Raw genomic sequence first — 22,898 nt, forward strand, 5'->3', positions numbered from 1 at the left:
GCGCGTGGTAGCGCGGGGCCATGCCCCGCGAGCGCGCAGCGCGGCCAACGGATACAGCCGCCGGGCATGGCCCGGCGCTACCGGGCGCTCAGTGGCTGGCCTTGTCCCGTTTCCAGCCGCGGTGCTTGATGTCCAGCTGCAGGCTGTACAGCGCGGTGAACGCCGGGAACAGGTTCTGCAGCACGCCCACCGAGTCCTGCTTGGCCGAGAACAGGAAGTAGCTCAGCGTCATCAGGCTGCCGACCACGCTCATGTACCAGAACAGGCGCGGGATGACCGGCTTGCCAGCGCGCTTGGAGGCCACGAACTGGACCAGCCAGCGCCCACCGAACATCAGCGCACCGGTGTAGCCGATCAGTTTCCAGCCGGTCACATGCAGGCCGGTCCAGTACAGCCAGGTCAGCGGCTGGTCGAGCCAGTGCAGGGCCAGGCCCATCATCGCTCTTCCACCGCGGTGCGCTTGCTGCGGGTGATCAGCCACGCCACGCCGCGCAGGTCACGGATGCCGACCAGCGCACGGCCCAGGTTGTTGTACTTGGAAACGCCGGCGGTACGGTGGCGATGGTTGACCGGCACGCTGGTGGTCTTCCAGCCGGCACGCTGCATCAGCGCTGGCAGGTAGCGGTGCATGTGGTCGAAATACGGCAGGTCGAGGAACGCGCTGCGCTCGAACAGCTTGATACCACAGCCGGTGTCGGGGGTGTCATCGCGCAGCATGCGTGCGCGGATGGCATTGGCCCACTTGCTGGCCCAGCGCTTGCTGCCGCTGTCCTGGCGGTTGACGCGCCAGCCGGCGAACAGCTTCACCTGCGCCGCTGCGGCATCACGTGCAGCCAGCAGCTTGGGAATGTCGGCAGGATCGTTCTGCCCGTCACCATCGAGAGTCGCGATCCACGGCGCCAGGGCGTGCTTGACGCCGGTGCGCACCGCCGTGCTCTGCCCACTCTGGTTCACGTGGTGCAGCACCCGCAGTTCCGGGGTGGTGGCCTTCAGGCCCTGCAGCACTGCCAGGGTGTCATCGCGCGAGTGGTCATCGATGTAGACGATCTCGAACGGCAAGCGGCCACGCAGAGCAGCGGTGATTTCGGCCACCAGTGGCGCGACGTTGTCGCGCTCGTTGAACACGGGGACGACGACGGAAAGCTCGGGTTGGCTCATGGGGGGACTCGGCCAAGAGGGAACAAAGACCGCGCATTCTCCGAAGCCAAGGTTATCCGAAGATGAATCCGGCTGTGTGAGGATCCCTCCTCAGGCGCGGTCGCCAAAATACTCGCGGCACCACTGCACGACGGGCGGCAGCCCCGCTTCGATCGGGGTCACCGCGTCGAAGCCGAATGCGTCATGTGCACGCCGGGTATCCGCCATCGTGCGCACCATGTCGCCCGGCTGCATCGGCTTGTAGACCTTCTGCGCAGGGCGGCCGGCAGCCTGCTCGATCACGCTGATGAAGCGCTCCAGCTCGACCGGCGTATGGTTGCCGAGGTTGAACACCCGGTGCGGCACCGGACCATCGGCCGGATGCGCGAGCGCGCCGAGGATACCGGCCACGATGTCGGAGACATGTGTGAAGTCGCGCTGCATGCGGCCTTCGTTGAACACATCGATCGGCCGCCCGGCCAGCACCGCGCGCGAGAACAGCAGCGGCGCCATGTCCGGCCGGCCCCACGGGCCATACACGGTGAAGAAGCGCAGGCCGGTGGCATGCAGGCCGTACAGCTGTGCGTAGGTGTAGGCCATCAGCTCGTTGGCCGCCTTGGTCGCCGCGTACAGCGAGCGCGGCTGGTCCACGCGCTGGTCTTCGGAAAACGGCGGCGTGGCCGAATCACCGTAGACCGAGCTGCTGGAGGCATACACCAGATGCTGCACGCCACGGTGGCGGCACAGCTCGAGCATGTTGACGAAGCCGATCAGATTGCTGTCGACGTAGGCCTGCGGGTTTTCCAGCGAATAGCGCACGCCCGCCTGTGCAGCCAGATGGATCACCGCCGTCGGCTTCACCTCGTCGAACAGCGCGGCCAGGCCCTGCTGGTCGGTCAGGTCGAGGGTGCGCAGGTCCAGCGTCGGGCACAGCGCGGCCACGCGGTCGCGCTTGATCTGCGGGTCGTAGTAGTCGTTGAAGTTGTCCAGGCCGACCACGGACTGGTCGGCCTCCAGCAGCGCGCGGGCGGTGTAGGCACCGATGAAGCCGGCAGCGCCGGTGAGCAGGATGGTCATGGCAGGGCCTGGAAGCAGAAGTACAGGCCCCTGATGTTACCGGCCTCAGAACAAACCGAAACGCTTCTTCGCCACGTTGACGCGGCCAGGCTCGATCACATCCTTGATGTCCTTGGCGTCGAAACGGTCCAGCAGGGTCTCGGCGTCCTTCTTCAGCTTCAGGTCCATCTCCTGCGGATACAGCGGCACGATGGCCATGAACTGGATGATCTTGCCATCGTCCAGCTCCAGCGAGCCGAAGTCGTCCGGAGTGGTGACCGGCGGCAGCACGATGGCCCCGTCGAACCCCACGCCATCGGCATACGGCTCGGACGGATGACCGTTGGGAATGGTGTGACCGAAGCCCAGCCAGGTGTCGTACTCGTGCGGCAGCCGCGCCAGCGTCTTCAGCAGACGCACCGGCCAGTAGTTGCGCTCATCCTCGAAGGCGCCATCGCTGATCGGCCAGTCGGCCGGCAGGGTCACCATCAACTCCATGTACGCCGAGCCGGGTGCACCTTCGGGCAGGGTCATCGGCAGATCGCTCATGCCCGAGGTCACCAGGCGCAGATAAGGATGGGCTTCGGTGGCCGGCACCACGTGCACATCGATATGCACGATGTCGGAGATGATTTCGTGGAAGACCCCGGAGACGGGCCCCAGATGGCGCTCGATATGCGCGCTGATCGCCTCGATGTGTTCTTCGCCGTGCGCCGGCGTGAAGTCCTTCTCGCGGCTGTGCACGAGGATCGGGCTGCCGCCCGGGCTGACGTTGTCTACTTCAATGGTCATGTCCTGCTCCCTGGATGGGCCACGGGCCGGAGAGCAGTGCATCCCCCGGCGCGCGCGGCGGTGCGTTCCCTGTCAATTACAGGACGCGGCGGGAACAGGCCGCACCCCTGTCACTGCGCCGGGCTCAGCCCTGGCGCGTGCGCAGCTTTTCCAGCACACCGTCCAGGGTATCCAGGTCGGTGTAATGGATGATCAGCTTGCCCTTGCCACCGCGGCCGTGGCTGATCGCCACCTTGGCACCCAGCGATTCGGACAGCTCGGTTTCCAACGAAGCGATATCGGCCTGCTGCACCTTCGGCGTGGCCACCGGACGGTTGCTCGGCACCTTGCCGGCGGCGAAGGCCTGCGCACGGCGCTCGACCTCACGCACCGACCAGCCTTCATCGGCCGCTTCCTGCGCCAGCTTGCCGGCCAGCTCGGGGGCCAGGGTCAGCAGCGCGCGGGCGTGGCCCATTTCCAGGCGGCGGGTTTCCAGCAGCAGGCGGATCGCCACCGGCAGCTCCAGCAGGCGCAGCAGGTTGGACACCGCCGCGCGCGAGCGGCCGACGGCCTCGGCGGCCTCGGCATGGGTCAGGGTGAATTCGCTGATCAGGCGCTGCAGCGCCTCGGCTTCTTCCAGCGGGTTGAGGTCTTCGCGCTGGATGTTCTCGATCAGCGCCATCGCGATGACGGTGCGGTCTTCCAGCTCGCGCACCACCACCGGCACTTCGTCCAGGCCGGCCAGCTGAGACGCACGCCAGCGGCGTTCACCGGCGACGATTTCGTAGTTGCCCGCCGGCAGCTGGCGCACCAGGATCGGCTGGATCACGCCCTGCGACTTGATCGAGTCGGCCAGCTCGGACAGCTTGCCCTCGTCCATCTCGCGGCGCGGCTGGTACTTGCCCGGCTGCAGCTGGCCCACGGCCAGCTTGCGCAGCACTTCACCCGGCAACGGTTCGATCACCGCGGTACTGGCCTGCACCTGGCTGACCGCACCCTTGGGACCCAGCAGGGCATCCAGGCCACGGCCGAGGCCTCGCTTCTTGGCTGCCGGCTTGCTGCTGGTCATCAGACGGTCTCCACGGCCTTGCCGGCCTTGTTGCGTTCGTTGTTGCGGCGGATGATCTCGCCGGCCAGGCCCAGGTAGGCCACGCCACCGCGCGAGGCGCGGTCGTAGCCGACGATGCTCTGGCCATGGCTGGGTGCCTCGGCCAGGCGCACGTTGCGCGGCACGATGGTGCGGAACACGCGGTCGCCGAAGTGCTCGGTGAGCTCGGCCGAGACCGCGTTGGCCAGGTTGTTGCGCACGTCGAACATGGTGCGCAGCACGCCTTCGATCTCCAGCGCCGGGTTGAGGTTGGCACGCAGCGCTTCGATGGTTTCCACCAGCGCGCTCAGGCCTTCCAGCGCGTAGTACTCGCACTGCATCGGCACGATCACCGAGTCGGCGGCGGCCAGCGCGTTGAGCGTCAGCAGCGACAGCGCCGGCGGGCAGTCGATCAGGATGTAGTCGTACTCGTCGCGGATCGGCGCCAGCGCACGCTTCAGGCGCTGCTCGCGCTCGCTCTGCGCCATCAGCTGGATCTCGGCCGCAGTCAGGTCGATGTTGCCCGGCAGCAGGTCGTAGCCTTCGGCCGTCTGCACGCGCACATCGGCGGCGCTGGACTCGCCCAGCAGCAGATCGTAGGTGGAGGAGACCAGCTCGCGCTTGTCCACGCCACTGCCCATGGTCGCGTTGCCCTGCGAATCCAGGTCGACCAAGAGCACGCGCTTGGGTGCGTTGGCCAGGGAAGCGGCCAGGTTGACGGCGGTCGTGGTCTTGCCGACGCCACCCTTCTGGTTGGCGATGGCGATGATGCGGGCCATGCGGGTGTGCCTCGTCGACGTGTGCTGGGACCGGTCATTATGCGTACAACCGGCCCCTTGCGGAAATCGTGAATCGCCAACCCGTTGTTCCACAAGGGGCTGGCGACGGGAATCAGGGACCTGTAACGGTGACCAGGTGGCGTTCGCCGGCCAGGCCGGGCACGCTCAGCGGGGTCACCTCGCGCACCTGCCAACCAGCCGGCAGCTCCGCGATCTCTTCATGCGGGTAGACGCCCTTCATGGCCAGCAGCACGCCACCGGGGCGCAGCAGGTGGCCACCAACGCGGACGATGCCCGCCAGGGTGTCCATCGCGCGCGCGGTCAGCTGGTCGTAGTGGCCAGCTTCGTCCAGCGCCTCGGCGCGCGATTCGGCCACGCGGGCATTGCCCAGACCGAGCTGGCGCACGGCCTCGCGCATGAAGCGCGCCTTCTTGCCGTTGCTCTCCACCAGGGTGACCTGCAGGCCCGGGCAGGCGATCGCCAGCGGGATGCCGGGCAAGCCGGGACCGGTACCGAGGTCGGCCAGGCTGCCATCAGCCACGAACGGCTGCATCGCCAGCGAGTCGAGCAGGTGGCGGGTGACCATCTCCTGCGGGTCGCGGATGGCGGTGAGGTTGTAGGTGCCGTTCCAGCGGTGCAGCAGGGCCAGGTATCGCAGCAGCGGCGGCGCCAGCGCGGCGTCCAGGCCCATGCTGGCCAGGCCCTGTTCCAGCGTGGCAGCCACGCTGGCGGGAAGTGGGTGTTCGCTCATGCCGACATTATCGCCGGTTTTGCGCGCTGATTCCCCGCTTCAGTGCGGATACCAGGCCAGAGCAGCGCGGAATTGCCCGGTGGCCTGCCATTCGTGCAGATGCCAGCGCGCGGCCACGCCCAGTTCCGGGTCGCACCAGCGCAGGTGCAGGGCGCCATCGGCCCCCGGGGCCAGCTGCAGGCGGTGCAGGCCGAACGAGATGCCCTGCCCGTGTGCCTTCAGCATGGCTTCCTTGGCGCACCACACGCGGAAGAACCAGTGCTCGCGCCCGGCCTCGTCCAGGCTTTCCAGCCAGGCCACTTCCTCGGGGTGGAAGAAGCGCTGCACGATCTCCATCAGGCGGGCCCGCGGCCGCAGCAGCTCCAGGTCGACGCCCAACCGCACGCCCTCGCCCAGTGCCACCAGCAGCACCTCGCCACTGTGGCTCCAGCCGGTGCCGTAGTGGGCCAGCGCGCCGCTCAGCTCCGGCCGGCCCTTGTCATCGCGAACCAGTGGCAGCGCCTCCGGGTCGGTGCCCAGCGCCTGCGCCAGCACCTGCCGCGCCTGCGGTTCGCCGCGGTGGCCCGGCACGTGCGGGCGCCGCCAGACCGTCACCGGCCCAAAGCGCCACGGGCCGTCAAGGGTGGCTGGCAGGCTCATCCGCACGCGCCCATCACGCAATTGCACGACGGGTTCACAGCCATGCGCGTCAACTGGTCACAGTTCCCCACCGGAGGTTCGATCATGGGCATCATCGTTTGGCTGATCGTCGGCGGCATCGTAGGCTGGCTGGCCAGCATCATCATGAAGCGCGATGCCCAGCAGGGCATCATCCTCAACATCGTGGTCGGCATCGTCGGCGCGCTGATTTCCGGCTGGCTGTTCGGCGGCGGCATCAACGAAGCGATCACCATCCGCACCTTCCTGTTCTCGCTGATCGGTGCGGTGATCCTGCTGGCGATCGTCAACCTGTTCACCCGCAAGAGCATACGCTGACGCGGCGGTCGTGCCGGCCGCTGGCCGGCAGACGCATCACAACGGGCCCGGCATTTGTCGGGCCCCGTTCGTTCAACCGATCTGCACCCACGCTGGCGCATGATCGCTGGGGCGTTCCCAGGTACGCGGCTCGCGGTCGATGCCCGAAGCCACCGCACTGCCCTTCAGCGCGTCGGAGACCAGGGTCAGGTCGATGCGCAGGCCCAGGTCGCGGCGGAAACCGGCGGCACGGTAATCCCACCAGCTGAACACACCGGCCTCGTCGTTGTGCAGGCGGAAGCCATCGTGCAGGCCTAGCTGCAGCAGCTTGTTCAATGCACCGCGCTCGGCGGTGGAGGTGAGGATGTGGTTTTCGTTCCACACCTCCGGGTCGTGCACATCGCGCGCATCCGGGGCGATGTTGAAATCGCCCATCACGATCAGCTTCGGGTGCCGCTGCAGTTCTTCGGCGATCCAGGCATGGACCGCTTCCAGCCAGCGCAACTTGTACTCGTACTTGTCGGTGCCGATGTCCTGGCCGTTGACCACGTACAGGTTGATCACCCGCAGGTCGCCGAAGGTACCGGCGATGACGCGCTTCTGCTCGTCCTCGAAGCCGGGAATACCGATCTGCACATCCTGCGCCGGCTCACGCGACAGCAGCGCCACGCCGTTGTAGGTCTTCTGGCCGGCGAACACGCTGCGGTAGCCCGCGGCGATCAGCGCCGAGTCGGGGAACTTGTGGTCCTCCAGCTTGGTTTCCTGGATACCGACGATGTCCGGACCGAACTCCTTGAGCCACTGCTCCAGGTGCGGCAGGCGGACATTGAGCGAATTGACGTTCCACGAGGCGATCTTCATGGGGGCCATTCTACCCGGGTGGGCTTAGGTAGAGGTCGCCCCTGGTCGGCACTTCGGGCCCACGCGTGCCAACCAAGGTTGGCACCTACCGGTAGTGCCGGCCGCTGGCCGGCAACCCCATGAACCGTCGGCAAGACCCTGCAGTTGCCGGCCGGCGGCCGGCACTACCGCAGCAACAGCTTCAACAACCCCGCAATCTTCGAATACGGCGGCCGCAGCCGGTCGCTGGCGGCCCAGCGCGACTGCCACAGCACCGGCAGCCGCTTGCTCATCGCATCGAACCCGGCCCGGCCGTGGTACGCGCCCATGCCGCTGGCCCCTACCCCGCCAAACGGCAGGCCATCGGCGGCGAAATGCAGCAGCGTGTCATTGACCGTCACCCCACCGGCCACCACCTGGCCGAGGATGCGCTCCACCGTCGCCGTGTCATGGCTGAAGGGATACAGCGCCAGCGGCCGGTCACGCGACAGTACGTCGGCCAGCGCAGCATCCAGATCCGGGTAGGCGCGCACCGGCAGGATCGGCCCGAAGATTTCCTCGCGCATCAGGTCCAGGTCGTCCGGCGGGTCCAGCACCACGGTCGGCACCAGCAGGCGCTCGCGGTCGGCGCGCGCCTCATCCACCTGCGCCAGCGGAATCACCGGCACCCCGCGTTGCCGCGCCTGCGCCAGATAGCCCTGCAGGCGCCGGTACTGGCCTTCATTGATGATGCGCGTGTAATCGTCGGCATCGCTGAAGTCGCCGTAGCGTTCGCGTACCTGCTGCTGCAGCGCCTGCACGAACTCGCGCTGGCGCGCGGTGTCGATCAGCGCGTAGTCCGGCGCGATGCAGGTCTGCCCGGCGTTGAACCACTTGCCGGTGGCCAGCCGCGCTGCGGCTTTGTCCAGGGGGAAATCGCGGCAGACGATGGCCGGCGACTTGCCGCCCAGTTCCAGCGTGACCGGCACCAGATGCTCGGCGGCGGCCGCCATCACCTTGCGGCCAACCGCCGTCGAGCCGGTGAACAGCAGATGGTCCAGCGGCAGCGATGACACCGCCGCCGCTACATCCGCCCCACCCTGCACCACCGCCACGCGATCGGGCGGGAACACACTGGCCAGCAGATCGGCCAGGAACGCGCTGGTGCGCGGCGTGTGTTCCGAAGGCTTGAGCAGCACGTGGTTGCCGGCGGCGATGGCGGTAGCCAAAGGCACCAGTGCCAGCGTGACCGGGTAGTTCCAGGGCGAGATCACCCCGACCACGCCCAGCGGCGTCGGCCGCAGCTGCGCGCGCGCCGGCCATAGTCGCCAACCGGCACGCACCCGCTGCGGCTTCGACCAGCTGCGCAGGTGACGGCGCAGGTGGTCGATGGCCGACAGCACACTCATCCCATCGGCCAGTTTCGATTCAACGTGGGCGCGATGGCCGAAGTCCTCGGCGATGGCCTGCGCCATTTCTTCCAAGCGCGGCCTCAGCGCCTCGCGCAGGCGGCGCAGATCGGCTTCGCGCTGGTCCAGCGTGGGGCGCTGCGACTGCCACTCGCTGCGCAGGGCGCGCAGGATGAGGGGGAGGGAGGTCGGCGTTGTGGTGATCATGGCCCGACTATACGGCGTGCTGTGCAACGCAATGGTAGTGCCGGCCGCTGGCCGGCAGCCCCATGGATCTCCGGCAGACATCGTGCATTTGCCGGCCAGCGGCCGGCACTACCAAAAAGAGGGCCGCGGTCTGCACCGCGGCCCCTGAAACCTGATGGGTGCCGACCGTTGGTCGGCACGCCGGTTACTTGGTGATATCCACGTCCTTGGTCTCGCGCAGGAACAGGCCGCCGATCACCACCGACATCAGCGCGATGATGATCGGGTACCACAGGCCGTAGTACAGGTTGCCGGTACCGGCCACCAGCGCGAACGAGATCGCCGGCAGGAAGCCACCGAACCAGCCGTTGCCGATGTGGTACGGCAGCGACATCGAGGTGTAGCGGATGCGGGTCGGGAACAGTTCGACCAGGTAAGCGGCGATCGGGCCGTAGACCATGGTCACGTACAGCACCAGCAGCCACAGCATGAAGATGGTGCCGGCGATGTTGATGCGGGCGCCATCCGCCTTGGCCGGGTAGCCGGCGGTGGTCAGGGCGGTCTTCAGTTCCGCACCGAACGCATCGGCCTTGGCCTTGCCGTCTTCCTTGGTCAGGCCAGCAGCCTCATACGAGGTGACGCTGGCGCTGCCCACGTTCACCATCGCCAGCGAACCGGCGGCGGCGGGCTGCACGTCATACGGCACACCGGCCTTGGTCAGCGCAGCGGTAGCGACGTCGCAGGAGCTGGTGAACTTGCGCAGGCCGACCGGATCGAACTGGAACGAACAGGTGTTCGGATCGGCAACCACCAGCGCCGGCGAGTTGGTGCGGGCTTCTTCGATGGCCGGGTTGGCGAAGTGGGTCAGGCCCTTGAAGATCGGGATGTAGGTGACGGCGGCCAGCAGGCAGCCGGCCAGGATGATCTTCTTGCGGCCGATACGGTCGGACAGCCAGCCGAAGAAGATGAAGAACGGCACGCCCAGCGCCAGCGCGGCGGCGATCAGCAGGTAGGACGTGGTGGCATCGACCTTCAGCATGCTGCTGAGGAAGAACAGCGCGTAGAACTGGCCGCCGTACCACACCACCGCCTGGCCGGCCGCAGCACCCAGCAGGACCAGCAGCATCAGCTTCAGGTTGCCGCCCTTCAGACTGTCACGGAACGGCGTCTTGGAACCCTTGCCCTCGGACTTCATCTGCTGGAACAGCGGCGACTCGCTCAGCTGCAGGCGGATCCACACCGACACGCCCAGCAGCAGGATCGAGACCAGGAACGGAATACGCCAGCCCCAGGCTTCGAAGGCTTCGTTGCCGAGGAAGTAGCGGCAGGCCAGGATGATCAGCAGCGACATGAACAGGCCGAGCGTGGCCGTGCACTGGATGAAGCTGGTGTACAGGCCGCGCTTGTCGTCCGGTGCGTGTTCGGCCACGTAGGTGGCGGCACCGCCGTACTCGCCGCCCATCGCCAGGCCCTGGGCCAGGCGCAGGATGATCAGGATCACCGGTGCGGCGAAACCGATCGAAGCGTAGTTGGGCAGCACGCCGACCAGGAAGGTCGAGATGCCCATGATCAGGATCGTGACCAGGAAGGTGTACTTGCGGCCGATGCGGTCGCCGAGGCTGCCGAAGAAGGCCGCGCCGAACGGACGCACGAAGAAGCCGGCAGCGAACGCCAGCAGGGCGAAGATCATGCCCGTGGTTTCATTGACGCCACTGAAGAACTGCTTGGCGATGATCGCTGCAAGCGAGCCGTACAGGAAGAAGTCATACCACTCGAACACCGTGCCGAGGCTCGACGCGAAAATGACCTTCTTGTGGCCCTGGGTCAGGGTGCCCGCTTTGTGTGCGGTGCTGGGTGTGCTGGACATGGGACGCTTTCCCTCTGTAGATGCCGGCCTGGGCCGGTGGGTGCCAACCGTTGGTCGGCACGCAATTCGGTAGGTGCCAGCCGTTGGCCGGCACGCTCTTAGAAGCTGTACTTGGTAGTGAACTGCAGTCGGGTGATGTCACCCTTGTTGCCGTTCTCCACTTCGCGACGGCCATACATCAGCTCTGCACCGATATCGACCTTGGGCAGCGGCGAGTAGAAGATGTTGCCGCGGATGCTCTGCACACTCTTGGTCACCAGCGGGCCAAGGATGCTGTCGTTGTCGTAGTCGCTGCGCGCGTAGATCAGGTTGGTGCGCAGCTTCGGCGAGAACGCATGCCGCCAGCCCACGTAGCCGGCAAGCACGCCGGTCGGGTTGAGCTCGTCGCGGGCCACGTCGTAGGCGCTGTCGGCGGTGATGCCCAGGCCGATGTAGCGGGCGATGCCTTCGCCGCCAGTCAGCTGGTAGTGCAGAGAATCGCTGTCACCCATCACCCACTTGCCGCCCAGGGTCAGGCCGCCGGCCACCTTGTCGGCCTTGGCGCCGGTGGCCTGGTTGTCGACCTTCAGCTGACGGACGATGCCGCCGACGCCGAAGGTGCCCCAGTTGCCCTTCCAGCCGTAGCGCATGGTCAGATCAGGCAGGCTGCCACGATCGGAGTTGGCGCTGGCATTGGTCCAGGCGCCGGTAACCGGGTTGCGGGTACCGGTGAGGGTGGTGGTTTCCGGATTTTCCAGCGCGACGCTGAAGCCACCCTGGGTGTAGCGCACCTGCGCCTGGCGCACGAAGATCACGCCGTCGGTGGGGCCGACGAAGTCGACCGCTTCCGGCAGTGCGGCCGCGTCCATGAAGTTGGACCAGGTCTGGCCCGCCATCCAGTTGTTCCAGTACATGTAGGCGTGGCGCAGGGTCACACCGTAGGTATTGGTGGCGGTCTGGTTGCCCAGCGAATTGCCGAAGAAGTCCATCTCGAAGAACGCGCCGGCCTTGTTGCCCGATTCGCTCACGTTGTCGATGCCCAGGTTGAAGCGCGAGAACTTGGCATGGGCGTTGAAGTCGGTGCCCGAACGCTTGCCGCTGCCGCCGGCGCCTTCTACCGGGGTCTGGCCCGGCAGGTACAGCGAGCGGCCGGTGGCGTCGTCGGCCAGCTGGCCATCGCTGGTCTGGGTGGCCAGGAAGTCGGCCTTGATGAAGCCGCCGATCTTGACCGTGGTACCCGGCGCGGCGCCCGGGGTGATGGTGGTGACCTGGATCGGTTGCTTGCCGGCCGGCACCGAAGCGACCGGCTTCTGCTCGGCCTGCACGGTGCGGACTTCGGTTACGGCCTGCTGGGTCTGGCTGATCTGGGTCTGCTGTTGCTGTTGCGAAGACAGCAGCGCTTGGACCTGGCGTTCCAGTTCGGCAACGCGTGCTTCCAGCGCTTTCTCTTTGGCGGTCTCTGCGAACGCCATGCCCGGTGCGACCAGGGCGACCAACAGGCAGGCCGCCAAAGGTTTGCGCACGGCTTTCAACGTACGGTGGCTCATGTTGCCCTCTCTCCCAAGTGGCAAGGTGATGCCGCGCGTGGGGCACGGTCGAGCCGAGACTGCGGGGCGTTCACGCACACCGGCTATTCGCCATTGGTCGAACCCGGCCCTGCAGGACGCTCACTTTCGACCATGGTCTAAGCAAGGTGGTGACGCGGGCGGGGGTGGATGGGGCAAACTGAGGGGGATCGGTCGCTGCGATGCTGCGACCGCACATACAAAGTCAACGTGCAAGTGAGGGTGCCATGGCTGATATCTACCCCGTCGATCCGCAGTTCGCCGCCAAGGCACGCATCGACAAGACGTCCTATGAACAGCAGTACCAGGCTTCGGTCACCGACCCGGATGGTTTCTGGGGCAAGGCCGCCGAGCGCCTGGAGTGGATGCGCAAGCCGACGAAGATCAAGAACGTCAACTACGACCTGTCCGACTTCCACATCAAGTGGTTCGAGGATGGCGAGCTCAATGCCAGCGTGAACTGCCTGGACCGCCAGCTGGAGACGCGTGGCGACAAGACCGCCCTGCTGTTCGAGCCGGACGGCCCGGACGCACCGGCGCAGCACGTGACCTATCGCGAGCTGTACGAGCGTACCTGCCGCCTCGGCAATGCGCTGCGCAACCTCGGCGTCAAGAAGGGCGACCGGGTCACCATCTACCTGCCGATGATCGTCGACGCCGCCGTGGCCATGCTGGCCTGCGCGCGCATCGGTGCGATCCACTCGGTGGTGTTCGGTGGCTTCGCGCCGAACTCGATCGCCGACCGCGTCAGCGACTGCCAGAGCAAGCTGATCATCACCGCCGACGAAGGTCTGCGCGGTGGTCGCAGGATTCCGCTGAAGGCCAATGTTGATGCCGCGCTGAAGCTGCCCGGCACCAACACCGTCGAAACCGTGCTGGTGGTGCGTCACACCGGTGGCGCGGTGGACATGCAGGCCCCGCGCGACCGCTGGTTCCACGACGTGGTGGACAGCCAGCCTGCCATCTGCGAGCCGGAACGCATGAACGCGGAAGACCCGCTGTTCATCCTCTACACCTCCGGTTCCACCGGCAAGCCGAAGGGCGTGCTGCACACCACCGGTGGCTACCTGCTGTACGCGGCCTACACCCATGAAGCGGTGTTCGACCTGCGCGAGGACGACATCTACTGGTGCACCGCCGACGTCGGCTGGGTCACCGGCCACAGCTACATCGTGTACGGCCCGCTGGCCAACGGCGCGACCTCGCTGATGTTCGAAGGCGTGCCGAACTACCCGGATACCTCGCGGTTCTGGAACGTGATCGACAAGCACAAGGTGTCGATCTTCTATACCGCGCCGACCGCCATCCGTGCACTGATGCGCGAGGGCGAGGAGCCGGTGAAGAAGACCTCGCGTGCCTCGCTGCGCCTGCTTGGCAGCGTTGGCGAACCGATCAACCCGGAAGCCTGGCGCTGGTACTACGAAGTGGTTGGCGACAGCCGCTGCCCGATCGTCGATACCTGGTGGCAGACCGAGACCGGCGGCATCCTGATTTCGCCGCTGGCCGGCGCGATGGATCTCAAGCCGGGTTCGGCCACCCTGCCCTTCTTCGGCGTGCAGCCGGCGTTGGTCAATGCCGATGGCGAGATCAAGGACGGCCCGACCGAGGGTAACCTGATCATCCGTGATTCCTGGCCGGGCCAGATGCGCACGGTGTACGGCGACCACCAGCGCTTCATCGATACCTATTTCCGTACCTACCCGGGCAGCTACTTCACCGGCGACGGTTGCCGCCGCGATGAAGACGGCTACTACTGGATCACGGGCCGCGTCGATGATGTGATCAACGTGTCCGGCCACCGCATCGGCACCGCCGAAGTGGAAAGCGCGCTGGTCTCGCACCCGAAGGTGGCCGAAGCCGCCGTGGTTGGTTTCCCGCACGACGTGAAGGGCCAGGGCATCTATGCCTACGTAACCCTGGTGGCCGAAGAGGCGCCGACCGATGAGCTGCACAAGGAGCTGATCGCGTGGGTGCGCAAGGAGATCGGCCCGATCGCCACGCCGGACCACCTGCAGTGGGCGCCGGGCCTGCCCAAGACCCGCTCGGGCAAGATCATGCGCCGCATCCTGCGCAAGATCGCCGAGAACGCACCGGACCAGCTCGGCGACACCTCGACCCTGGCCGATCCGTCGGTGGTGGCGTCGCTGGTGGACGAGCGCAAGGTGCGCTGATGGCGTGACCGCAGGCGCAGGACGCGCCAGGGACGTGGCCGGGAGGAGGGACCCGGCCGTGTCCGACCCGTCCTGCACCTGCCATCACGTCGCTCTTTTTCCTGATCGATAAGCTCGACCCATGACCACCCTCCTGATTGCCGATGACCACCCGCTGTTCCGCGAAGCCCTGCGCGGCGCCGTGCAGCGGGTCATCCCCGGCGTGCAGCTGTTCGAAGCCGACAGCGTGGAAGCGCTGTACGCGCTGGCCGACCAGCACAACGACGCCGACCTGGTCCTGATGGATCTCAACATGCCCGGTGCGCAGGGTTTCAACGCGCTGGTGCACATGCGCTCGCTGCATCCGCAGCTGCCGGTGGTCGTGGTGTCCGCGCGCGAAGAAGCCACGGTGATGCGCCGCGCGCTCGACCACGGCGCGCTGGGCTTCATTCCGAAGTCTGCGGATTCGGACACCATCGGCCACGCACTGGGCACCATCCTCGATGGTGAGACCTGGGCGCCGCCGGAAGCGCACAACGTGCCGCCCACCGGCAGCGAGGAACGCGAAGTCGGCCAGCGCCTGCGCGAGCTGACCCCACAACAGTTCCGCGTACTGCAGATGCTCGGCGCCGGCCGTCTGAACAAGCAGATCGCCTACGACCTCAACGTGTCCGAAGCGACGATCAAGGCCCACGTCACCGCGATCCTGCGCAAGCTGGGCGTGACCAACCGCACCCAGGCCGTGCTGATGGCCGGCAAGCTGGCCATCGACGACGACGCCATCGTGCTGCCGCCGGAAGAAGACTGAGCCCGCCTTTGTAGAGCCGAGCCCATGCTCGGCTGCTGTTCGCCGAAGGTCGCGCTACTCCCGCAGAGGCCATCTGCTCCAGGCGTGAGGAAACTCGCCAAGAAACGTAGCCAGCCCAGCACGAACCGGATTGGCCGCAATGTACATCGCCTGCTTGCGCAGGCATTCATCGCTGCGCAGCGCGTGGTCGTAGTAGCCCGGCTGCCAGATCGGCGCGTTGGCTTCCACCTGCCTGGCAATGGCCCGTCCGCTTCTGGACTTGAGGATCTGCATGCACCCGGCGAGCGTTCCGCGTCGCAGTTCGATCAACCAATGAAGATGGTCCGGCATGATCACCCACGCGAGGGAGAAGGTCCGCCCCGTCCGCTCTACTGTGCGCAACGCTTCGATCAGAAGATCGACGTTGGCTTCATCGTCGAACCAGCGTCGACGCGCGTATGTCACAGCGGTGATCGCATAGACATTGCCGGTCTGCGACCACCGGCCATTACGGAGTGCGGGGCTGGACATGCCCGAAGACTATGCTGCGCCCGACAGGCTCTCCATCGGGGCAACACCGCATCGCCTGTCGGCCGATGCCCCGCTGTAGAGCCGAGCCCATGCTCGGCTGCGTTTGACCTTAAGCCCGCGCTACGCGCGTGATCCGAGCATGGGCTCGGCTCTACAGGGGCGGCCGTTACGCCACGCCGTGCAGGTGTTCGTACAGGATCGTCGCGCCGATGATCACCAGGATCACACCGCCGATGATCTCGGCACGCTTGCCCACCATGCTGCCCAGCACGCGGCCGAGCATGATGCCGACGGTGACCATGGTCAGCGTGCACAGGCCGATGACCACGGCCATCACGCCGATATGCACGTCCATGAAGGCCAGGCCGATACCCACCGCCATCGCATCGATGCTGGTGGCGAAACCCGTCAGTGCCAGCTTCCAGAAGCCGTGGTGCTGCGAGGGGTCTTCGTCTTCCTCGGCACTGTCCGGACGCAGACCGTTGTAGATCATGTGGATGCCCAGCGCGCCGAGCAGACCGAAGGCGATCCAGTGGTCGAAGGCTTCGACGTACTGCAGGGCGGCACGGCCGAGCAGCCAGCCGATGATGGGCGTGATCGCCTCGATGACGCCGAAGATGATGCCGGCACGGAGTGCGTCGCGGAACACCGGCTTGCGCATGGCCGCACCCTTGCCGATTGCTGCGGCGAAGGCATCGGTGGACATGGCAAAGCCGATCAGGAGGATCGAAATGGGGGACATGGGCGGCTGCTGAGGTCGGGCTAGGACGGACGCACGGCCTGCGCTCGCGCCCAACCTGACGTTGCGCGCGCGGGCCGCTGGTCTCGCCAACCATCATGGTTGTCCACGCCACGGCGCACTGGCCGAGTATGTTGACGTGGACGATTCCTGCGAAGGAATCCGGCTACTCCCCAAGGGGACGCGAAGCTTAGCATCGCGATTCGCGCGTGGCGCATTTCCAGCGAAACGCGCAGGCAGGGCTGGTTTGTATAGCGATGGCTATAACAGGACTTCCGCGACGCCGCGCTTCGCGCGTGAGCCGAGCATGGGCTCGGCTCTACAGAACCCCGCGGCACCTGCATTTGTAGAGCCGAGCCGACGCTCGGCTGCTCTTCGATCCGACGACGGAGTCCCGCGCCCCGAGCGGGAGCCGAGCATGGGCTCGGCTCTACAGTCGCGATCTAGGCATCACCACTGCCGGTGTCGCGCAGCGCGCCGAGGAAGGCGCGCAGCGAGGCTGGCTTGATCGGCTTGGTCAGCACGCGGTATCCGCGTTCGCGAGCCATCCGCTTCAGCTCGTCGCGACCATCGGCAGTCAGCAGCGCGCCGGGCAGCGCATAGCCTGCCGCCTCGCGCAGCGCCACCAGCGCATCCAGGCCATCCATGCGGTCGTGCAGGTGGTAATCCACCAGCATCACCTGCGGGCGCTCGGCGATCTTCTCCAGCGCCTGGTCAACGGTGGCGGCAGTGATCACCTGCACCTGCCAACGGCCCAGCAGCGCGCGCATGCCGTCGAGGATCTCTTCGTCGTTGTCCACGCACAGCACGCGCAGGCCGGCCAGCGAATCACTGCGCACTGGCGCGGCTACGCTCTGTGCAGGTGTGACCAGCTCGGTGTAGCCCGGCAGCGGTGCCACCCGCGGCAGGATGATCGAGAACATCGAACCACTGCCCACGCGGCTGCGTGCGTTCAACCGATGATCAAGCAGGCGCGAGATACGCTGGCAGATCGACAAACCCAATCCCAGCCCCTGCTCACCCCAGTCGAAAGGCTGCTGGTAGCGATGGAACTCGTCGAAGATCTGCCGCATGTGGTGCTCGGGAATACCCGGGCCGGTGTCCCACACCTGCAGTTCCACCTCGTCGCCGCGCTGCCGCACCGCCAGCACGATGCGGCCCTGGCGCGTGTAGCGCAGCGCATTGGCGAGGAAGTTCTGCAGCACGCGGCGCAGCAGGCGGCGGTCACTGCGCACCCACGCCGGGCGCGCGAACAGGTCCAGGCGCAGGCCACGACCGGCGGCGACCGGGGTGTACTGCGCGGCCAACTCGCGCATCAACGCGCTCACGTCGAACTCGCCGATCACCGGATGCAGGCCGCCGGCATCCAGCCGCGACACATCCAACAGGCCATCAAGCAGTTCCTCGGCCGCACGCAGCGACGCATCCACGCGTTCGGCCAGGTGCTTCTGCTCGTCACTCACATGATCGCTGTCGCGCAACGCCGAAGCGAACAGACGTGCGGCATTCAATGGCTGCAGCACGTCATGACTGATCGCGGCCAGGAAGCGGGTCTTCGACTGCTGCGCGACTTCGGCCTCGTGCGAACGCTCGGCCACGCGCTGTTCCAGTGTTTCGTTGGCCTCCAACAGCGCGCGTTCGGCGTGCTTGTAATCGGTGATGTCGTTGTAGCTGGTCACATAGCCACCGCCCGGCAATGCCTGGCCGCGCATCTCGATCACCTTGCCATCGCTGCGGGTGCGCTCGAACACGTGCGGCGAACCGGCCCGCATGTAGCCGATGCGGCGGTTGATCTGGATTTCGATATCGCCCTCGCCCAGCTCACCCCGCTCGGCGTTGTAGCGGATCAGGTCAGCCACCGGCCGCCCGACGTAGAGCATGCCGTCGGGGTAGCCGAACATGTCCTGGTAGCGGCGATTCCACGCGGTCAGCCGCATGTCCGGGTCGACCACGCTGACCCCGGCGCTGATGTTCTCCAGCGTGGTCGAGAGGATCTCGCGGTTGAAGCGCAGCTCCTGGCCGGCCTCATCCAGCACCGCCACCACTTCACCCAGGTCCATGCCCGAACCGCGCAGCAGGCTGGTCAGCAGAAGGCGTGCCGATGCCGCACCGATCGACGCAGCCAGCAGACGCTCGGTGAACTGTACCCACGGCCGGTCCGCAGGCGCCGAGGATTGCAGTTCGCGGCCCAGCGACTGCGCCTGCTCGAAGAACGAACGCCGCGCATGGCGCTCGCCGACCACGCGGGAGGCCAGCGCCAGCAGGTCACCCACATGCACGTGACCAGGCCAGCCACCGGCCACCGACGGGCGCTCGGCATACGGGTCGAGGAACGGCGCGGCGCGCAGACGCTCGTCCACACCGGGACGCCAGCGCGCGGACACCAGCATCATCGTCGCCGCATTGACCAGCAGCGACCAGAACGTGCCATGGGTCAGCGGATCCCAGCCGGTCATGCCGAACAACTGCTGCGGGCGCAGCCAGGCGATGCCAAACGGGCCGTTCTGTACCCAGCCGTCGTCCATCCAGCCGGCGATGGTCATCGCAGGCAGCAGCAGGGTGTAGAGCCAGGTGGCGAAGCCCAGCAGCATGCCGGTCTCGACACCGCGACGGCTGGCACCGCGCCAGTACAGGCCACCGATCAGGCCGGGCGCGAACTGGGCCACCGCGGCGAAGGCCATCAGGCCGTACGAGGCCAGCGTGCTGTCGTTGCTGCTGCTGCGGTAGTAGCTGTAAGCCATCAACGCCAGCAGCAGGATCGCCAGACGGCGGATCCACAACACCCGTGAAGCGACGTCGGCCGCTTCCTGGTGATCACCACTGCGGCGCAGCAGCACCGGCATCACCAGGTCGTTGCTGACCATGGTGGCCAGCGCGATCGAGGACACGATGACCATGCCGGTAGCGGCGGAGAATCCGCCTACGTAGGCGATCAGCGCCAGGGCGTTGCGCCCCTCGGCCAGCGGCAACGCCAGCACCATCGAATCATCGGCGACGCTGCTGCCGGTGCCGAACAGGCTGACACCCGCGGTAGCGATCGGCAGCACCATCGCCGAGATCAGCACCAGGTAGCCACCGAACATCCAGCGCGCGCGGCGCACATCGCGTACGTCACCGCACTCGACCACGGCCACGTGGAACTGGCGCGGCAGGCAGATGATGGCGAGGAAACTGAGCAGGGTCTGCGAGATGAAGCCCACCGGCGGCAGCCCGGTGAACAGTGTATGCACCGACTCCACCACCGCCTCGTTGCGGTCGCTGAGCCAGACGTAGGCGAACACGCCCACGGCCACCATCGCTACCAGCTTGATCACCGACTCCAGCGCGATGGCCAGCATCATGCCGTGGTGGTGCTCGGTAGCGTCGACCTGGCGGGTGCCGAACAGGGTGGCGAACAGCGCCATCAGCAGCGCCACGTACAGCGCCGGATCGCTGAAGAAGCCGGTCGGGCCGGTGTTGCCGGTCAGCACCTGCAGGCTCATTGCCACCGCTTTGTACTGCAGGGCCAGGTACGGAATGATGCCGATCAGCGCGATGATCGCCACCAGCGCCGCCAGCCGCCGCGAGCGACCGAAGCGCGAAGAAATGAAGTCGGCGATGGACACCACGTTCTGGCTGCGTGCGATCAGCGCCAGGCGCTCGATGATGCGCCAGCCGAACAACAGCAGCAGCAACGGACCGATATAGATCGGCAGGTAGCCCACGCCGTTGCGCACGGCGGTACCGACCGCACCGTAGAACGTCCACGACGAGCAGTACACGGCCAGTGCCAGGCTGTAGACCACCGGCCGCAGCCACGGCCGGTCGGGGTACATCGGCCGACGGTCACCCCACCACGCCACGCCGAACAGCAGCGCGGCATAGGCAACCGAGACCAGCAGCAGGATCCAGCTGGAGACCACGCGCGCGTTTCCGTCGGAAGAACCCGCAGTGTAGGCCAGGCGTGGCCGGGGGTGCGGGCTCGTTGGGGACAACCACCCCCACCAAGGTGGGGGCCTACGCGGTGCGGGCCACGACCATTGGTCGTGGCCGGCTTCTTACTGGGCCGGCACGCCCATTTCCTTCAGCAGTTCCGGCGCCGGGTAGACCTTGGCCAGCAGCCAGCGCAGGTAGCGCATGTCCACGTGCACGGCGCGCTTGTAGCGCGGGTCGAACCACCAGCTGGCGCTGACCGATTCCCAGTTGCTGTCGAAGTTCAGGCCGATCAGTTCGCCCTTGGCGTTGAGCACCGGCGAGCCGGAGTTGCCGCCGGTGGTATCCAGGTTGGTCAGGAAGTTGACCGTCTGGGTCTTCAGCGCCGGGTCGGCGGTGCTGCCGAAGTCACCCTTGGCGATCGCGGCCAGCAGCGGCTTGGGCGCATCGAACGGATAGGCGTTGGTGTTCTTCTCGACGATGCCGGCCACGGTGGTCACCGGCGAGTAGGTCACGCCGTCGCGCGGATGCAGCGCCTCGACCTTGCCGTAGCTGATGCGCAGGGTGCGGTTGGCATCCGGGTACACCGCGCGGCCCTGCTTGGCACGCCAGGCGAACAGCGCCTGCATGTAGGCCGGGCGCAGGCGCAGCTGCTCGCCTTCGCGGGTCTTGCTTTCGTTCTCGATGCGCAGCTGCGCGGCCACCAGCGGGCCGGCCACGGCGATCAGCGGATCGGCGGCCAGTGCCTTGCCTTCGCGTGCAGCAGCGAAGCGCGACAGGCGCTGCGCCTCGTCACCCAGCTGGGTGCCGGCGTACAGGGTGTCCAGTGCCTTGGCCAGCTGCTCCGGGGTACGGCCGAAGGCCGTATCGAACTCGGCCACGCGCTGCGCGTCCGGCAGCTGCTGGTAGCGGGTCAGCAGGGTGGTCAGCAGCGCCTTCTCGACCTCCGGCGCGTAACGGCGCTGAACCTGCTTGAGCACGCCTTCGATCATCGCCTGGTCGCGCTGCTGGAAACCGCTCTCGCGCTGCGCGTCCGGCTTGGCCGACTCGATGCGCAGGCGTTCCAGCAGCAGCGCCGAGCGCAGCAGCTGGCTCTGTGCGGCCATCTGGTCCAGCAACAGGTCACGTTCGCCCACCGCCGCGCCCTGCGACAAGTTGGTCAGCAACGCCTTGATGTCGCCCTGGTACTTGCGGTCGGTGGCAGCCAGCATCGCCGTCTCGTCGGCGGCACGCTGGGCCTTGGCGTCGCTGCGCAACAGGCCTTCCAGCTCACCGGCGGCGCGCTTGCGGTTGTTCTTCAGCGACTGCAGCTGCGAGGCGTAGCGGGTGCGCGCCTGCGCGTCCTTGGCGCTGGCGGCCTCGATGGTGTCGATCATCTGCTGGAACACCGACACGCGGCGCGGCAGCACGGTATCGATCTGGCCGGCGAATTCGGCCGCGGTACGGTGGCGATAGGTGATGCCCGGGTAACCGGCCAGCATCGCGTAGTCACCTTCCTTCGGACCTTCCACCGACATCTGCAGGTGCGCCGGCGCCTGGTAGGGCACGTTGTCCTTGCTGTAGGCGGCCGGCTTGCCGTCCTTGCCAACGTAGGCGCGCAGCAGGGTGAAGTCGCCGGTGTGGCGCGGCCACATGAAGTTGTCGATCTCATCGCCGTAGTTGCCGATCGCACGGGGCGGCGCATAGACCAATCGCACGTCGCTCAGTTCCAGCTGGGCGATGCGGTAGAAGTCGGTGCCGTAGTACATGTTGGCCACCGAGCAGCGCACGCTGCCGTCCTTCTCGCACTCGGCCACGATCTGCTTGCTGGCCGCATCGACGGCATCGAAGTAGGCGCGGCCGGTCTTGCCACGCGCCTGCGCCAGCACCTGGTCGGTCACCTTGTCGAAGCCGACGGTGACCAGCACGCGGAAGTCCGGGTTGGCCGGACGCTCGTCGGCGCGGCCCTTGGCGATGAAGCCACCATTGATCAGGTCGTGCTCGGGCGAGCTGTTGTACTGGATCACGCCCATCGCCACGTGGTGGTTGGTCAGCAGCAGGCCGTCGGCGGATACGAACGAGCCGGTGCCACCACCGGCACGCACCACCGCGCTCAGCGGCGGCGCAGTGACGTTGGCCAGGTCGGCCGGATTGCCCTTGAAACCTGCGGCCTGCAGCGGCTTGGCCAGTTCCGGCAGCTGGGTCGGCATCCACATGCCTTCATCGGCGTGGGCGCCGGCGGCGAGGGTCAGGCCCAGGGCCAGGGCGGTAGGAAGGGCTTTGCGTGATGACATGAGGCAATCCGGTACGACAGAACAGCCCGGGACCATAGCCGCTGGGGCCGGATGGGGCAACGGCCGATGGTTGGGGGCACGTACCTGTAGAGCCGAGCCCACGCTCGGCTGCTCTTCTGCCCGCCCCCCAACCCGCGCTGTGCGCG

The 22,898-nt window shown here is 66.9% G+C and carries 19 protein-coding genes and 1 riboswitch; of the genes, 3 read left to right on the forward strand and 16 right to left on the reverse strand.

Annotated features, from left to right (window positions below; translation table 11 throughout):
- Window positions 1-88 precede the first annotated feature (88 nt).
- The 8 genes from AC0Z6F_RS14910 to AC0Z6F_RS14945 all read right to left on the reverse strand — a co-directional run bounded on the left by AC0Z6F_RS14910 (window position 89) and on the right by AC0Z6F_RS14945 (window position 6,220).
- Window positions 89-436 (reverse strand): lipid-A-disaccharide synthase N-terminal domain-containing protein, encoded by a 348-nt coding sequence (locus AC0Z6F_RS14910; RefSeq protein ID WP_032973852.1) that lies wholly within the window; start codon window positions 434-436, stop codon window positions 89-91.
- Window positions 436-1,158, reverse strand: coding sequence for a glycosyltransferase family 2 protein (locus AC0Z6F_RS14915; RefSeq protein WP_006402840.1), 723 nt, complete (start codon window positions 1,156-1,158; stop codon window positions 436-438). Before AC0Z6F_RS14915 ends, AC0Z6F_RS14910 begins: the two co-directional genes overlap by 1 nt.
- A 90-nt stretch (window positions 1,159-1,248) precedes the next feature.
- Window positions 1,249-2,214 (reverse strand): NAD-dependent epimerase/dehydratase family protein, encoded by a 966-nt coding sequence (locus AC0Z6F_RS14920; protein ID WP_012512501.1) that lies wholly within the window; start codon window positions 2,212-2,214, stop codon window positions 1,249-1,251.
- 45 nt (window positions 2,215-2,259) lie between these two features.
- Entirely contained in the window at window positions 2,260-2,985 is a 726-nt protein-coding gene (locus AC0Z6F_RS14925) for a suppressor of fused domain protein (protein WP_012512502.1), read from the reverse strand.
- 124 nt (window positions 2,986-3,109) lie between these two features.
- Window positions 3,110-4,033 carry a ParB/RepB/Spo0J family partition protein gene (locus AC0Z6F_RS14930; RefSeq protein WP_012512503.1) on the reverse strand — a complete coding sequence of 308 codons (924 nt, stop codon included), beginning with the start codon at window positions 4,031-4,033 and terminating at the stop codon, window positions 3,110-3,112.
- Window positions 4,033-4,830: a ParA family protein gene (locus AC0Z6F_RS14935; RefSeq protein ID WP_012512504.1), complete on the reverse strand. Its 798-nt coding sequence runs from the start codon at window positions 4,828-4,830 to the stop codon at window positions 4,033-4,035. The genes AC0Z6F_RS14930 and AC0Z6F_RS14935 overlap by 1 nt, the downstream gene beginning before the upstream one ends.
- Before the next feature lie 112 nt (window positions 4,831-4,942).
- Complete coding sequence (gene rsmG / locus AC0Z6F_RS14940; protein ID WP_012512505.1) at window positions 4,943-5,581, reverse strand: 16S rRNA (guanine(527)-N(7))-methyltransferase RsmG; 639 nt, start codon at window positions 5,579-5,581, stop codon at window positions 4,943-4,945.
- Window positions 5,582-5,620: 39 nt separating this feature from the next.
- Window positions 5,621-6,220: a 4'-phosphopantetheinyl transferase family protein gene (locus AC0Z6F_RS14945; RefSeq protein ID WP_012512506.1), complete on the reverse strand. Its 600-nt coding sequence runs from the start codon at window positions 6,218-6,220 to the stop codon at window positions 5,621-5,623.
- An 84-nt stretch (window positions 6,221-6,304) separates the two neighbouring features.
- On the opposite strand from AC0Z6F_RS14945, the gene AC0Z6F_RS14950 reads away from it, so the two are divergent.
- The gene (locus tag AC0Z6F_RS14950) at window positions 6,305-6,556 is read left to right on the forward strand and encodes a GlsB/YeaQ/YmgE family stress response membrane protein (RefSeq protein WP_012512507.1); all 252 of its coding nucleotides are present in this window, start codon (window positions 6,305-6,307) and stop codon (window positions 6,554-6,556) included.
- A 72-nt stretch (window positions 6,557-6,628) separates the two neighbouring features.
- Here AC0Z6F_RS14950 and xth read toward each other — a convergent pair whose 3' ends face one another.
- The 4 genes from xth to AC0Z6F_RS14970 all read right to left on the reverse strand — a co-directional run bounded on the left by xth (window position 6,629) and on the right by AC0Z6F_RS14970 (window position 12,342).
- On the reverse strand, window positions 6,629-7,396 hold the full coding sequence (xth, locus tag AC0Z6F_RS14955; protein ID WP_006402858.1) for an exodeoxyribonuclease III: 768 nt from the start codon (window positions 7,394-7,396) through the stop codon (window positions 6,629-6,631).
- Between the two features lie 164 nt (window positions 7,397-7,560).
- The gene (locus AC0Z6F_RS14960) at window positions 7,561-8,970 is read right to left on the reverse strand and encodes a coniferyl aldehyde dehydrogenase (protein ID WP_012512509.1); all 1,410 of its coding nucleotides are present in this window, start codon (window positions 8,968-8,970) and stop codon (window positions 7,561-7,563) included.
- 184 nt (window positions 8,971-9,154) lie between these two features.
- Window positions 9,155-10,816 carry an MFS transporter gene (locus AC0Z6F_RS14965; protein ID WP_006403045.1) on the reverse strand — a complete coding sequence of 554 codons (1,662 nt, stop codon included), beginning with the start codon at window positions 10,814-10,816 and terminating at the stop codon, window positions 9,155-9,157.
- 98 nt (window positions 10,817-10,914) lie between these two features.
- The gene (locus tag AC0Z6F_RS14970) at window positions 10,915-12,342 is read right to left on the reverse strand and encodes a DcaP family trimeric outer membrane transporter (RefSeq protein WP_006403150.1); all 1,428 of its coding nucleotides are present in this window, start codon (window positions 12,340-12,342) and stop codon (window positions 10,915-10,917) included.
- A 245-nt stretch (window positions 12,343-12,587) separates the two neighbouring features.
- Here AC0Z6F_RS14970 and acs point away from each other — a divergent pair, with 245 nt between their 5' ends.
- Window positions 12,588-14,531: an acetate--CoA ligase gene (gene acs, locus AC0Z6F_RS14975; RefSeq protein WP_012512510.1), complete on the forward strand. Its 1,944-nt coding sequence runs from the start codon at window positions 12,588-12,590 to the stop codon at window positions 14,529-14,531.
- A 121-nt stretch (window positions 14,532-14,652) separates the two neighbouring features.
- Window positions 14,653-15,318: a response regulator transcription factor gene (locus AC0Z6F_RS14980; RefSeq protein ID WP_005420420.1), complete on the forward strand. Its 666-nt coding sequence runs from the start codon at window positions 14,653-14,655 to the stop codon at window positions 15,316-15,318.
- 54 nt (window positions 15,319-15,372) lie between these two features.
- Here the strand turns inward: AC0Z6F_RS14980 and AC0Z6F_RS14985 are convergent, their stop codons facing one another.
- The 4 genes from AC0Z6F_RS14985 to AC0Z6F_RS15000 form a co-directional block, all read right to left on the reverse strand.
- A complete protein-coding gene (locus AC0Z6F_RS14985) occupies window positions 15,373-15,828 on the reverse strand; it encodes an REP-associated tyrosine transposase (protein WP_012512511.1) in 456 nt (151 codons plus the stop codon).
- A gap of 166 nt (window positions 15,829-15,994) precedes the next feature.
- A complete protein-coding gene (locus tag AC0Z6F_RS14990) occupies window positions 15,995-16,570 on the reverse strand; it encodes a manganese efflux pump MntP (protein WP_012512512.1) in 576 nt (191 codons plus the stop codon).
- A gap of 88 nt (window positions 16,571-16,658) precedes the next feature.
- Window positions 16,659-16,748: riboswitch (yybP-ykoY riboswitch) on the reverse strand.
- 262 nt (window positions 16,749-17,010) lie between these two features.
- Window positions 17,011-20,469: a hybrid sensor histidine kinase/response regulator gene (locus tag AC0Z6F_RS14995; protein WP_012512513.1), complete on the reverse strand. Its 3,459-nt coding sequence runs from the start codon at window positions 20,467-20,469 to the stop codon at window positions 17,011-17,013.
- Between the two features lie 135 nt (window positions 20,470-20,604).
- The gene (locus AC0Z6F_RS15000; RefSeq protein WP_012512514.1) at window positions 20,605-22,752 is read right to left on the reverse strand and encodes a S46 family peptidase; all 2,148 of its coding nucleotides are present in this window, start codon (window positions 22,750-22,752) and stop codon (window positions 20,605-20,607) included.
- Window positions 22,753-22,898 lie beyond the last annotated feature (146 nt).

Source organism: Stenotrophomonas sp. 1L-E-5-B-C3 (genome assembly GCF_057292075.1).